The organism is Stutzerimonas stutzeri (genome assembly GCF_024448715.1).
GTDB classification, from domain to species: domain Bacteria; phylum Pseudomonadota; class Gammaproteobacteria; order Pseudomonadales; family Pseudomonadaceae; genus Stutzerimonas; species Stutzerimonas stutzeri_AR.
The window spans coordinates 16,053-29,701 of the sequence record NZ_JAMOHZ010000009.1; the positions used below are offsets into that span (position 1 = coordinate 16,053).

A 13,649-nucleotide genomic window follows, 5' to 3' on the forward strand; every position below is an offset into this window, starting at 1 on the left:
AGGAAGATCATTTTGCCATTATATTGACATTACATTGGCATCATGAATGAAGTTATTAATGGCGCCTGATTTTTGGCGCTCAGGGTCGCGCCTGGCGAGGCAGCACTAGCCCGAGCGGTAAACTGACCCGCGCCTCCAGCCCGCCGCCCTCGCGGTTGCGTAGCTCAATCACACCGCCATGCTGCGAAGCGATGCGTTTGACGATCGCCAACCCCAGGCCGGCGCCCTGGCCGCCGCGCGCACGATCGCCGCGGATGAAGGGGTTGAAGATTTCCCCCAGCTCGTTCGGATCGATGCCGGTGCCACGGTCGAGCACGCTGAGTACCACGTACGGGGCGTTGCTGTCGCCGGACACATGCGCGGCGACCTCGACGCCGTGTCCGCCGTAACGCAAAGCGTTTTCGATGAGATTAACCAGCAGGCGCTTGATCGATACTCGTCGCAGCGCGAGTTGCGGCATCGGCTCGACGCACAGGCGCACGGTCTCTCCATACTGGTTGTAGGGCACTACCACTTCGCGAACCAGCTCTCCGAGATCGACGCTTTCCACCGGCTCGTCACTGCCGTCGCGGATAAAGGCGAGGAACTGGTCGAGAATCGCGTTCATGTCTTCGATATCACGGACCATGTCTTCGGTGAGCTCGGCTTCGCTGGTCATCAGCTCCAGCGACAAGCGCAGGCGGGTCAGAGGTGTCCGCAAGTCGTGGGAGACCCCCGCAAGCATCAGTTCGCGCTCGCGACCGGCCTGTTCGACATCCTCGGCCATCTGGTTGAAAGCGCGGTAGACCTCAGTCATCTCACTCGGTGTGTCGCTGATGGGCAGCCGCACGCTGCGGCCCTTGCCGATCTGCCGGGCTGCGTAGACCAGGCGCTTGAGGGGCAGGTTGAGCTGACTGACGAAAATCCACGCCGCGGCGGTGGATAGCAGGCCGATGCCGAGGAACCAGCCGAGTACGCTCCAGATCCGCTGCCCGCGCAGTGGATAGGCGTAGAGCGGAACCTGGAGCCAGTCCGGCCCCAAACTCGGCGCGCGCACCCAGATCGCCGTCTGCGGCTGGATACGCACCCGCACATCGGTTTCGACACCAAGCTCGGCCTGCATTTGTCTCTGGAAAATTTCCGTGTAGGGCCAGTGGTATTCGCTGGGCGGCACCTCCTCGGTCGTTACCCGCTGCAGCCCGGCTGCCTCGGCGATGCGCTCGCGGTTCTCTTCGTCGGCCGCCCAATAGGCTCGCAGGGTCAGCGCGGCGCCGTGGCTGTACTGGCGATCGACCATGACGTCTTCGTTCATCATCAGGTACACCAGCATCAGTACCTTGGAGAACAGCACGACGATCAACACCATCCATAGGGTGCGGGCGAAGAAACTTTGCGGGAACCAGAGCGGGGTTTTCATAAATAAAAGCCGATTAAGAACGCTAGAAGCTGTACGAAAAAGCACAGCGACGTGGGCTTTCACGTGTAGGTGGGCCGTGCGGCGCTCCGCTTCAGCCTGCAAAGTCGAGCGAGCGCGGTGGGCTAAAGCGGAGCGCCGCCCGGCCCACCCTACGACACTTGATACGGGAGCAACGGCGCGAAGGCCATATAGCGAGCGACCCAGAGCGACTGGCCGACGGGTGAAACCAGAACGGATGCGCACGGCATCCATCCTACGAACATGAAGCGGCCGACCTACTTGTTGCCGTCCGGCACGAACACGTAGCCCACGCCCCAGACCGTCTGGATGTAACGCGGCTTGGACGGGTCGGGCTCGATCAACCGGCGCAGACGGGAAATCTGCACGTCGATGGAACGTTCCAGCGCGTCCCATTCACGGCCACGCGCGAGATTCATCAGCTTGTCGCGGGTCAATGGTTCGCGTGCGTGCTGCACCAGGGCCTTGAGCACGGCGAATTCGCCGGTGGTGAGCATATGTACCTGGTCGCCCTTCTTCAATTCGCGGGTGCCGAGGAACAATTCGTAATCACCGAAGGACACCGTCTCGTCCTCGCTGCCCGGTGCGCCCGGCACCTGCGGCGCCTGTCGACGCAGCACCGCACGGATGCGCGCCAGCAGCTCGCGAGGATTGAAGGGCTTGGCCAGGTAATCATCGGCCCCCTGCTCCAGTCCGTGAATGCGGCTGGCCTCGTCGCCCTTGGCGGTGAGCATGATGATCGGAATTTGGTTGCCGCTTTCACGCAGTCGGGCGCAAGCCGACAGGCCATCCTCACCCGGCATCATCAAATCCAGCACGACCAGATGGAACAGCTCGCGACTGAGCAGGCGGTCCATCTGCTCGGCGCTTTCCACGGTTCGCACGCGATAGCCCTGCTCCTCGAGAAAGCGTTCGAGCAAACGACGCAGTCGCGCGTCGTCATCGACAATCAGGATTTTTTCGCCTTCGCTGGCGGGCGCAGTGCTGCTCATGGAAACTCCCAGAAATATCAACGGCGCATTATGCGCACAGTAGTGACAGCGCAACTGACGGCCATTGTTAGCAGATTTTTCGTCAGCAAGCAGGCAGCGTCATTCACAGCTCGTCCTCAAGCGCCTGCGCTGGTCATTCCGCGCTTGCCGCTGGCGGCTCGCCGCTGCTTTAATCCCGCCCTTTCGCGCAGGCTCGGCCTGCATGGTTTGACTGACCCAGGTAGGTTCATGGACAGCATCAATTCCCGTATCGCCGCTGAACTGGGCGTGCGCCCGCAACAGGTTGCCGCCACCGTAGCGCTGCTCGACGAAGGTTCCACCGTGCCCTTCATTGCCCGTTACCGCAAGGAAGTCACCGGCAGCCTCGACGATACCCAGTTGCGCCTGCTCGAAGAGCGCCTGCGCTACCTGCGCGAGCTGGATGACCGCCGCGCGTCGATCCTCGCCAGCATCGAGGAGCAGGGCAAACTGACCCCCGAGCTGAAGCGCGAGATCGACCTCGCCGATACAAAAACCCGCCTCGAAGACCTCTACCTGCCTTACAAACAGAAGCGCCGCACCAAAGGCCAGATCGCCTTGGAAGCCGGCCTCGGCGAGCTGGCCGATGCGATCTTTGCCGACCCCGAGCTAAATCCCGAAAGCGAAGCCGCGCGCTTCATCGATGCAGAGAAGGGCTTCGCCGATACCAAGGCAGTGCTCGAAGGCGCCAAATACATCCTCATGGAACGCTTCGCCGAAGACGCTAACCTGCTGGCCAAGCTGCGCGATTTCCTCACCCACAACGCGACCCTGAGCGCTCGTGTCGTTCCGGGCAAGGAAGCCGAAGGCGCCAAGTTCAGCGACTACTTCGAGCACGACGAGCCGCTCAAGAGCGCGCCGTCGCACCGCGCCCTGGCGATCTTCCGCGGACGCAACGAAAGCGTGCTCAGCGTCAGCCTGAAAGTCGGTGACGAGGCACCTGGAACCATGCACCCGGGCGAGGTGATGATCGGTGAGCGCTTCGGCATCGCCAACCATGGCCGTGCCGCAGACAAGTGGCTCGGCGAAGTGGTGCGCTGGACCTGGAAGGTCAAGCTCTACACTCATCTGGAAACCGACCTGCTCGGTGAGCTGCGTGACAAGGCCGAAGACGATGCCATCGGCGTCTTCGCCCGTAACATGCACGACCTGCTGCTGGCCGCGCCGGCCGGCCCGCGCGCCACCCTTGGTCTCGATCCGGGTCTGCGTACCGGCTGCAAGGTCGCGGTAGTCGACGCTACGGGCAAGCTGCTGGATACCGCCACTGTCTACCCGCACGCACCACGCAATGACTGGGACGGCACGCTGGCCGTCCTCGCCAAGCTCTGCGCCAAGCACAGCGTCGATCTGATCGCCATCGGCAACGGCACCGCCAGCCGCGAAAGCGACAGACTGGCGGCCGACCTGATCAAGCAGGTGCCTGGCCTCAAGCTGACCAAGGTGATGGTCTCCGAAGCGGGCGCCTCGGTGTACTCGGCTTCGGAACTGGCGGCCAAGGAATTTCCGGACCTGGACGTCTCGATTCGCGGCGCGGTGTCCATCGCGCGGCGCCTGCAGGACCCGTTGGCCGAGCTGGTGAAGATCGAGCCCAAGGCCATCGGCGTCGGCCAGTACCAGCACGACGTTTCCCAGCTAAAACTGGCGCGCTCGCTGGATGCAGTCGTCGAGGATTGCGTGAACGCCGTCGGCGTCGACGTCAATACTGCCTCGGTGGCGTTGCTGGCGCGTATTTCCGGTCTGAACACCACACTGGCGCAGAACATCGTCGCCTACCGTGATGCCAATGGCGCGTTCAAGGCACGTAGCGAGCTGAAGAAGGTGCCGCGCCTGGGCGACAAGACCTTTGAACAAGCCGCCGGCTTCCTCCGTGTGATGAACGGTGACAATCCATTGGACGCCTCCGCCGTCCACCCCGAAACCTATCCCCTGGTCAAGCGCATCGCCACCGACACTGGCCGCGACATCCGTTCGCTGATCGGCGATTCAACCTTCCTCAAGCGCCTCGATCCGAAGCAGTTCACAGACGAGAGCTTCGGCCTCGTGACGGTCAGCGACATCCTTCAGGAACTGGAAAAACCCGGCCGCGATCCGCGTCCCGAGTTCAAGACCGCCGAGTTTCAGGAAGGTGTCGAGAAGCTCAGCGACCTGACACCCGGCATGGTGCTCGAAGGCGTCGTGACCAACGTGACCAACTTCGGTGCGTTCGTCGACGTTGGCGTGCATCAGGATGGTCTGGTGCACATCTCCGCGCTGTCGGAGAAGTTCGTCAAAGACCCCTACGAAGTGGTCAAGGCCGGCGATATCGTCAAGGTCAAGGTCATGGAAGTGGACATCCCACGTCAACGCGTCGGCCTGTCCATGCGCATGAGCGACACCCCCGGTGAGAAAGCGGACAACATGCGTGGCGGTGGCAACAACCGTGGTGGCCAGGCGCGCGGCGAGCGCAAGCCAGCCAAACCGGAAACCAAGCCGGCGCCTGCAAACAACGCGATGGCGGCATTGTTCGCCAACGCCAAGAGCCTGAGGAAGTGACATGCGCGAAGTCGAAAAAATAGGAAGCAGCAGCGCCTTCGGGCGCCTGCTGGGCCTGGAAATTCTCAAAGCCGAGAATGGCGAAGCGGTGCTACGCCTGGAGATGCACGACGGCTTACGCAACCTGCACGGCAAGCTGCACGGTGGCGCGCTGTTTTCGCTGATCGACACGGCCATGGGCCAAGCCAGCCACAGCCTCAATGATGGCGAGCCGAACAGCGTGACCCTCGAGTGCAAGGTCAACTACATCCGCCCGGTCACCGAGGGCGAGCTGACCTGCCGCGCCTGGGTGGTGCATAGCGGGCGTCGTACCCAGGTATTGGAGGCCGAAGTACACCAAGGCGAGAAGCTCGTAGCCAAGGCACAATCGACCTTCGCCTGCCTTTGATACGTGCGCCGGCACGCCTGGCGTGGGGTTGCGTTGGAAACGCTCTGCAGCGGTGCGCGGTCGAAGTATTGCGGGCCCTTGTAGAGCGTTCGATCCACCCTCATATTGTGCCGACTGACGCGTGAAGGAATTCCCAATTGAGCGATCTTCTCTCCCACCGCCTGGCGTTGCTGGCCGAGCACCATAACCTGTCGCTGCTCTCGCAATGCCTGCACGGGATCGAACGCGAATGTCTGCGCGTGGATGGCGACGGCGAACTCGCCATGACTCCACATCCGCGCACGCTGGGATCGGCGCTGACACATCCGAAGATCACCACCGACTATTCCGAAGCGCTGCTGGAGTTCATCACCGGCACCGAAACCGATCCGCAGCGGACATTGGCCGAGCTCGACGCCATTCACCGCTACACCTATAGCAAGCTGAGCGACGAATTCCTCTGGAGTCCGTCGATGCCCGGGCATCTGCCGGAAGAGGAGCAGATTCCGATCGCCGAATACGGCACCTCGAACATCGGCCGGCTCAAGCACGTCTACCGTCAAGGCCTGGCGCTACGCTATGGCAAGACCATGCAGTGCATTGCCGGCATCCATTACAACTTCTCGCTGCCCGAGGCGTTGTGGTCCGTTTTGCAAGCCGATGAGGGGGACGACCGTCCGCAGCAGGACTACCAGTCCTGGCGCTATATCGCGCTAATTCGCAATTTCCGCCGCTACAGTTGGTTGCTGATGTATCTGTTCGGTGCCTCGCCGGCGCTGGATGCCAGCTTCATGCGCGGCCGCCCGCACCAGCTCGAGCAGCTCGACGACCAGACTCTCTATCTACCGTACGCCACCAGCCTGCGCATGAGTGATCTGGGCTACCAGAGCAATGCCCAGGCCGGCTTGACACCCTGCTACGACGATCTGCCGAGCTACACGACCAGCTTGCATAAGGCGGTCTCGACGCCCTACCCAGAGTACGTGGTGCTGGGCACCAAGGACGCCGGAGGCCATTGGCAGCAGCTCAACACCAACATCTTGCAGATCGAGAACGAGTACTACTCGAACATCCGCCCCAAGCGCGTTACCGCAACCGGCGAGCGTCCGTTGCATGCACTGCGTGCCCGGGGCATCCAGTACATCGAAGTGCGCTGTCTGGACATCAATCCCTTTCTTCCTCTGGGTATCGACGTCAACGAAGCGCGCTTTCTCGATGCCTTCCTGCTGTTTTGCACGCTACAGCAGAGTCCCTGTTTGGTCGAAAGCGAGTGCGGCGCCAGCAACGACAACTTCCTCAAGGTGGTCAAGGAAGGCCGCAAACCAGAACTGGAACTGCGCCGCGGTAATGAAAACGTCGGCCTGCAGGCTTGGGCGACCGAGCTTATCGGCGAGATCGACAAGGTGGCCGAGCTGCTGGATCGAAGCCATGGCGGCGATCACCACGCGCAGGCGCTCGCCGAGCAACAGGCGAAGGTCGCTGATAGCAACCTGACTCCTTCGGCTCGGGTGCTCGAAGAGCTGCGCCGTGGCGGCGAAAGTTTCAGCCAGTTCTCGTTGCGCCAAACCCGCCAGCACGCCGAATACTTCCGCAGCCAAGCGTTGCCTGAAGCCGACATGGCTTGGTTCGACACCACCGCACACGACTCGCTGGCACAGCAAGCCGAGATGGAAGGAGATGCGCAGGATTTCGACAGTTTCGTCGAGGATTACCAGCGCAGTTTGACGCAATAACCGCAGCTGCAAGCCTCGTAGGGTGGGCTTTAGCCCACCGCTTGCTTCTACGCGCCTATCATTGCCTCGCCTGGCCTGTTGTCGCCGGCAGCGATTCCTGGTGGGCTGAAGCCCACCCTACAGGCTGATGCTTTTTACAGCTTCTTCTCGAAGATCTTCGAGTTGCGCTGGAAGTTGTACAGCGAGGCTCGCGCCGCCGGTAATCTCTCGACCCCACTGGGCTCGAAACCACGTTCGCGGAACCAGTGCGCTGTGCGCGTGGTGAGCACGAAGAGGGTTTTCAACCCCAGCTGGCGCGCCCGCGCTTCGATGCGCTCCAGCAGTTCGTCGCCGCGGCCACCATGGCGGTACTCGGGATTGACTGCCAGACAGGCCAGCTCACCGGAGTCGGAATCGGCGATCGGATAAAGCGCGGCGCAGGCGATGATCAATCCGTCGCGCTCGACGATGCTGAACTGCTCCACCTCGCGCTCCAGCACCTCACGTGAGCGGCGCACCAGAATGCCCTGCTCTTCCAGCGGCGTGATCAGATCGATCAAGCCGCCGACGTCTTCGATGGTCGCCTCGCGCAGCTGTTCGAACTGCTCTTGGGTGACCAATGTGCCGTCACCGCCGTCGCGGGTGAACAGCTCGTTCAGCAGCGAGCCGTCTTCGGCATAGCTGATCATGTGGCTGCGGCGCACGCCACCCTTGCACGCCTGTGCCGCGGCGTCGAGCAGCTCGGCTTGATAGGTCCCGATGAGACGGTCGATATACGCCGGAATTTGCTGCAGGCGCAGCTCACGCACCAGCTTGCCGTTCGCGTCGCGCAGACCGCGCTCGGAGCCGTAGAGCACCAGCTTGTCGGCCTGCAGATCGATGGCGGCGCGGGTGGCGATGTCTTCGCAGGCGATGTTGAAGATTTCTCCGGTAGGCGAATAGCCCAGCGGCGAAAGCAATACGATGGTGCGTTCGTCGAGAAGACGTCCGATGCCCTTGCGATCGACGCGGCGGACTTCGCCGGTATGGTGAAAGTCCACACCATCGACTACGCCGATCGGGCGCGCCGTGACGAAATTGCCACTGGCCACACGCAGCCGCGCGCCCTGCATCGGCGAGGCAGCCATATCCATCGACAGACGTGCTTCGAGGGCGATGCGCATATGGCCAACGGCATCGATCACGCATTCCAATGTCGCCGAATCGGTGATGCGCAGGTCGCGGTAGAAGCGCGGTTCGATGCCGCGAGCGGTCAAGCGCGCTTCGATCTGTGGGCGCGAGCCGAACACCAGTACCAGGCGCACGCCAAGGCTGTGCAGCAGTACCAAGTCGTGAACGATGTTGGCGAAATTAGGGTGCTCCAGGCCATCGCCCGGCAGCATGACCACGAAGGTACCGTCGCGGTGCGCATTGATATAGGGCGATGAGTCGCGAAGCCAGGTGACGTAATCGTGCATTGCAGAAGCCTTAGGTAACCGCTTTTTCAGTCCGGAAGCCGGGTCGAGTGAGGGATGCAGGGAGCAGATTCATGTTGCGATCCAAGACCGCCGAACCTGCTCCTATCCTCGGCCTGGCTGCAAGCAGTAGTGTTCGATCATTCCGCGCAACAGCCTCACGGTGGGTTCGATTCTGTCGAGGTCCAGGTATTCGTCCGGCTGATGGGCACAGGCGATATCGCCAGGGCCGAGAATCAGCGTCTCGCAGCCGAGCTGCTGAAGATAAGGCGCTTCGGTGGCAAAGGCCACTGCCTCGGCGGCATGGCCGGTCAGGCGCTCGGCCAGCTTGACCAGCTCGCCGTCCGCCGGCTGATCGAACGCCGGCACGCTGGGAAACAGCGGTGCCGGATCGATCTTCACCTGATGCTTTTCGGCCACAGGGCGCAAACGCTGGGAAATGGCGTCGCGCAAATGTTCCGGCTCCATGCCGGGCAGAGGCCGCAGATCATATTCCAGCGAGCAGTGGCCGCAGATTCGGTTGGGGTTGTCGCCACCATGGATGCAACCAAGATTCAAGGTCGGCTGGGGCACGTCGAACAGCGGGTTTTGGTATTGCACCTGCCACTCGCGCCGCAGCGTAATCAGCTCGCTCATGGCGTCATGCATGGCTTCCAGCGCGCTATGGCCGAAAGAGGGATTGGAGGAATGGCCGCTCTGCCCATGAATTTCAATGCCTTCCATCATGATGCCCTTGTGCAGGCGAACCGGCCGTAAACCGGTGGGCTCGCCGATTACCGCCGCGCGCCCCAGCGGCCTTCCGGCATCGGCCAGAGCCCGAGCGCCGGACATCGAACTTTCCTCGTCGCAGGTGGCGAGGATCAGCAGCGGCTGTCTGAACGGCTGATCGAGCAGCGGCAGCACGGCTTCGATGATCAGCGCGAAGAAACCCTTCATGTCGCAGCTGCCGAGGCCGTACCAGCGATTGTCGGCCTCGCGCAGCCGAAGCGGGTCAGCAGTCCACAGCTCGGCATCGAAGGGCACGGTGTCGCTGTGCCCGGCCAGCACCAGGCCGCCCGGTCCGCTGCCATAGCTGGCGAGCAGGTTGAACTTGCCGGGCGTGACTTGCTGGACTTCGCAGCTGAAACCGAGATCGCTCAACCAGCCGGCGAGCAGGTCGATCACGGGGCGGTTAGTCTGGTCCCAATGCGCCTGGGTGCAGCTCACCGAAGGTGCGGCCACAAGCGCGGCAAATTGGCCTTTGAGCGAGGGGATGGGCACCGACAGCCTCCTGAAAGACGGAAACGAAGGCGCTCAGTGAAACATGAAACACGCCACGGCAGCGTGCCCGTTCGGGTAAAAACTGCCGTGGCGGACCGAGACCGGTCGGGAGATCAGACGAAGATCGCCTGAAGAATAGTGAAGAAAATGATCGAAAGGACGGCGCCGGCCGGCAGGGTAATGATCCAGGACATGAAGATCGAGCCGACCACACCAAGATTCAACGCACCGATACCACGGGCAATACCGATGCCCAATACCGCACCGACCAGTGTGTGGGTGGTTGATACCGGCAAGCCGATGGCCGAGGCGCCGACAACAGTGGTCGCGGTGGCCAGCTCAGCAGCGAAGCCGCGGCTGGGCGTCAACTCGGTGATTTCCTTGCCGATAGTGGCGATGACTTTGTAGCCGTAGGTGGCCAGGCCGATGACGATACCGACCGCGCCCAGCAACAGCACCCAACCAGGGACCGCCGATTTGGCCGCGATTTCCGCAGCGCCCCCGGACTGGATCACACCGACCACGGCCGCCAACGGGCCGACCGCATTAGCCACGTCGTTAGCGCCATGAGCGAAAGCCATGGAGCAGGCGGTAAAGACCATCAAAACCGCGAAAACTTTTTCCACACTGGCGTAGTGGAAGGTCTTGTCCGCCTCGGTATCGACCTGGATACGCGACAACAACGCGATGCCGGCCAGCATGACCAGCAGGCCTATGCCAAACGCTAGCAAAATGCCCTGATTGCTGCTCAGCTCAAGACCGACGTGCTTGAGGCCCTTGGTCACGGTCATCAGCGCGACCATGAAGCCAGTGAGAAACATGTACAGCGGCACGAAGCGCTTGGCGTTGCGGAAAGGCTCATCAGTATTGATGATCAGCTTCTGCACGCTCATGAACAGGCCAAAAGCAGCAATGCCTGACAGCAGCGGCGTGACCACCCAGCTGGCGACGATCGGGCCGATGGCGTCCCACTGCACCGCATCCATGGACACGCCGACTGCCGCAAATCCGATTACCGCGCCGACGATGGAATGGGTAGTGGAGACCGGCCAACCTTTCGTGGTGGCGATCAGCAGCCAGGTCCCGGCTGCCAGCAGAGCCGACATCATGCCAAGTACCATCAGATCCGGCGATATGACTTCCGCGTCGACGATGCCGTTCTTGATGGTTTCGGTCACCTCGCCGCCGGCCAGATAGGCCCCGCAGAACTCGAAGATCATGGCGATCAGGATCGCCTGCTTGATGGTCAGCGCCCGAGAGCCCACCGAGGTGCCCATGGCATTGGCCACGTCATTGGCGCCGACGCCCCAGGCCATGAAAAAACCAAACGCGCAGGCGAGGATCAGGAGTACGAGGCCGTAGTCCGAAATAAGAGACATAAAAATTACCTTTGGGACCCAGAAAGGATCTGGCGCCTTAGCGCGCCAGCAGTTGTTCCAGACGGTTGCCGACACGCTCGGCTCGGTCAGCTACGTCACCGATCCATTCGATGATCTTGTAGAGGAACATCACGTCTACTGGAGGCAATTCCTTTTCCAGCTTGAACAGCGCGCGGCGCACCGTGATTTGCATGCGGTCGGTCTCACGCTCGATTTCGCCAATTTCTTCGACCATGCTTTCAACCAACGTGGCTTCGCGGCCGCTAAAGCCGGTTTCGAGCAACGAGTCCAGTTCCTTGAGCGCCTTCAACGCCTGGCAACTGGCATCCACACTGCGCTGCACGAAGGCCAGCATTTCAGGCTGCATGGCCGGCGGTACGGTCATACAGCGACCCAGCATCAGCCCGGCGATGTCCTTGGCGCGGTTGGCAATTTTGTCCTGTACACTCAGCAGCTCCAGCAGATCCGAGCGCGGCACCGGTAGAAACAGGCTTTTCGGCAGGTGTTGACGCACGCTCTTCTTGAGCTTGTCGGCCTCGTTTTCCAGTTGGGCCATCTCTTTCTGGATCTGCTCGACCCGTTCCCAGTCTTCTGCCGTGATCGCTTGGAACAGCGGTACCAAATTGGCGGCACACTCGTGGGACTTGGCCATATGCTGTTGCATCGGACCGATTGGCGAACGCCCGAACAGGCTGACGAAAGGATTGATTGGCATAGGGAACACCCCGGCTTCAGAAGGCGGCAAGTATACGGATGACCTCAAAGGGCCGCTACCGCGTGACAACGGTCACACTCAAACATAGGCATCATCTGGGCACCATGCAGAAAGAAACCGAAATCAAACTGCGCGCCAGTCGCGAAACTCTCGCGGCCCTGCGTGACCATCCGCTGCTGAAGAAACGCAACAAGAGCGGCTGGCAGCGGCACGAATTGTTCAACCAGTACTACGACACGCCCGAGCGCGAACTTGCTCAGGCAAAGGTCGCGCTGCGTCTGCGCCGCGATGGCGAGCAGTTCATCCAGACCTTGAAAAGCCGCGGTCAGAGCGTTGCCGGGCTGTCCGAGCGCAACGAGTGGGACTGGTACCTGGACAAGGCCAAGCTCGATCTGAAAAAACTCGCCGATGATTGCTGGCCGGCCAGTCTTGCCGAGTTGGACAAGAAGACACTCAAGCCGATCTTCACCACCGATTTCGTTCGTGAGAAAGCGGAGATCGCCTGGGGCCGCGGCAAGGCCAAGGTCGTCATCGAAGCGGCACTGGACCTGGGCAAAGTGGTGGTCGGCAAGCAGAGCGAGGAAATCTGCGAGCTGGAGCTGGAGCTTCGCCAAGGCGAGCCCGAAGCGCTGCTGGAACTGGCCGCTGAGCTCGCCGCCGACCTGGCGCTCATGCCCTGCGATATCAGCAAGGCCGAGCGCGGCTACCGTCTGTACGACACCGACAGCTATTCGCTGAGCCTGCCGGCACCGCACCTCGAGGCGATGATGCCACTGGATGACGCCTTTGCCGCGCTGGCCTGGCAGCTGCTCGGCAATAGCCAGCGGCTGGCCGAGCAGTATCGCTTCAATGGCCGTTGGAAGCTGCTCGGGGAATGGTTGCAGCAACTGATCGAACTCCGGGCCCTGCTCGGCAGCCTCGGTCAGGCCGCACCGCGCGCCACCAGCCGTGAACTGCGCGAACAGCTCGACGCGCTGATTCAGGCTTGGCGCCCGCGAATCGAAGCCGGCCGCGATGACGAAAGCGTGCGCCAGGCGGCGCCCGAGCAGTTCGCCGCTGAGCTAGCCGAGCCGCGCTGGGGCCTGTTTTCGCTGACAGCATCGCTGTGGCTGCTTCAACGTGGCTGGACCGCTGAACGTAACAACCGCGGTAATCGCCAGGGCGCTGCCGAGCTGGGCAACTGGCTGCCACGCCATCTGGGCGAAGAAGCCGAGGCACTGCAGCTGCAACGCTACCAGCAGCAACCGGAGGACCTGGCGGAGCAGCGTCCGCGCATGGAGCGGCTGCTGGTCTGGCTGCATCTGGCCCGCACGACGTTGGAATTGCCGGAAGCCGATCGTCTCTATGGAGAGTTGGCCAAGCTCTACGACTTGGCTCAGCAGCCGCTGAACGACGAACTGCTCGAAGCACGCATCGAACAAGCCCGCACGGTGTGGACGCTCAAACCCTGGAAGCAGTTGCTCAAGAAGGCGTAGCGCTAGAGACTGGCGCTAAGCGTAGGGTGGGCCGGACGACGTTCCGCTTTAGCCCACCGCTTATCGTAAAGCGCCCTTATCGGCACCTGGCCTATGCCCCCGTCTCTTATGGGCTAAAGCCCACCCTACGAAACTGTGTGGGGGCCAAAGCGTAGGGTGGGCTTTAGCCCACCGCTGTTCGCACACGCTGCCGTGACCAAAGCCTTGCCTGCCTGTTGCAGGCCCGCCGCGACTCTGGTGGGCTGAAGCCCACCCTACAAACAGAGTAAACGTAGGGTGGATCTCGCTTCACCGATCCACCGGTGACACTCATCGAGCGGTGGTCACGGAC

General features: G+C 61.9%; 10 protein-coding genes. 4 read left to right on the plus strand and 6 right to left on the minus strand.

Annotated elements, in window-relative coordinates:
• Positions 1-79: 79 nt before the first annotated feature.
• Complete coding sequence (locus NAV33_RS18175; protein WP_255982637.1) at positions 80-1,396, minus strand: ATP-binding protein; 1,317 nt, start codon at positions 1,394-1,396, stop codon at positions 80-82.
• Positions 1,397-1,671: 275 nt separating this feature from the next.
• The gene (gene ompR / locus NAV33_RS18180; RefSeq protein WP_255982639.1) at positions 1,672-2,406 is read right to left on the minus strand and encodes a two-component system response regulator OmpR; all 735 of its coding nucleotides are present in this window, start codon (positions 2,404-2,406) and stop codon (positions 1,672-1,674) included.
• A 228-nt stretch (positions 2,407-2,634) separates the two neighbouring features.
• Between ompR and NAV33_RS18185 the strand changes: the two genes are divergently transcribed.
• The 3 genes from NAV33_RS18185 (at position 2,635) to gshA (ending at position 7,056) form a co-directional block, all read left to right on the plus strand.
• On the plus strand, positions 2,635-4,956 hold the full coding sequence (locus NAV33_RS18185) for a Tex family protein (protein WP_255982641.1): 2,322 nt from the start codon (positions 2,635-2,637) through the stop codon (positions 4,954-4,956).
• A gap of 1 nt (position 4,957) precedes the next feature.
• Positions 4,958-5,344, plus strand: coding sequence for a PaaI family thioesterase (locus NAV33_RS18190; protein ID WP_255982643.1), 387 nt, complete (start codon positions 4,958-4,960; stop codon positions 5,342-5,344).
• Between the two features lie 137 nt (positions 5,345-5,481).
• Positions 5,482-7,056, plus strand: coding sequence for a glutamate--cysteine ligase (gene gshA, locus NAV33_RS18195; protein ID WP_255982645.1), 1,575 nt, complete (start codon positions 5,482-5,484; stop codon positions 7,054-7,056).
• A 134-nt stretch (positions 7,057-7,190) separates the two neighbouring features.
• Here gshA and argA read toward each other — a convergent pair whose 3' ends face one another.
• From argA to NAV33_RS18215, 4 genes are all read right to left on the minus strand, one after another.
• Positions 7,191-8,492, minus strand: coding sequence for an amino-acid N-acetyltransferase (gene argA / locus NAV33_RS18200; RefSeq protein WP_255982647.1), 1,302 nt, complete (start codon positions 8,490-8,492; stop codon positions 7,191-7,193).
• Between the two features lie 102 nt (positions 8,493-8,594).
• Positions 8,595-9,749: an acetylornithine deacetylase gene (gene argE, locus NAV33_RS18205; RefSeq protein WP_255982649.1), complete on the minus strand. Its 1,155-nt coding sequence runs from the start codon at positions 9,747-9,749 to the stop codon at positions 8,595-8,597.
• Between the two features lie 113 nt (positions 9,750-9,862).
• Positions 9,863-11,128, minus strand: coding sequence for an inorganic phosphate transporter (locus NAV33_RS18210; RefSeq protein WP_255982651.1), 1,266 nt, complete (start codon positions 11,126-11,128; stop codon positions 9,863-9,865).
• A gap of 37 nt (positions 11,129-11,165) precedes the next feature.
• The gene (locus NAV33_RS18215) at positions 11,166-11,843 is read right to left on the minus strand and encodes a TIGR00153 family protein (protein ID WP_255982653.1); all 678 of its coding nucleotides are present in this window, start codon (positions 11,841-11,843) and stop codon (positions 11,166-11,168) included.
• A gap of 104 nt (positions 11,844-11,947) precedes the next feature.
• Here NAV33_RS18215 and NAV33_RS18220 point away from each other — a divergent pair, with 104 nt between their 5' ends.
• Positions 11,948-13,318, plus strand: a complete 1,371-nt coding sequence (locus NAV33_RS18220) for an inorganic triphosphatase (RefSeq protein ID WP_255982655.1) — start codon at positions 11,948-11,950, stop codon at positions 13,316-13,318.
• Positions 13,319-13,649: the final 331 nt, after the last annotated feature.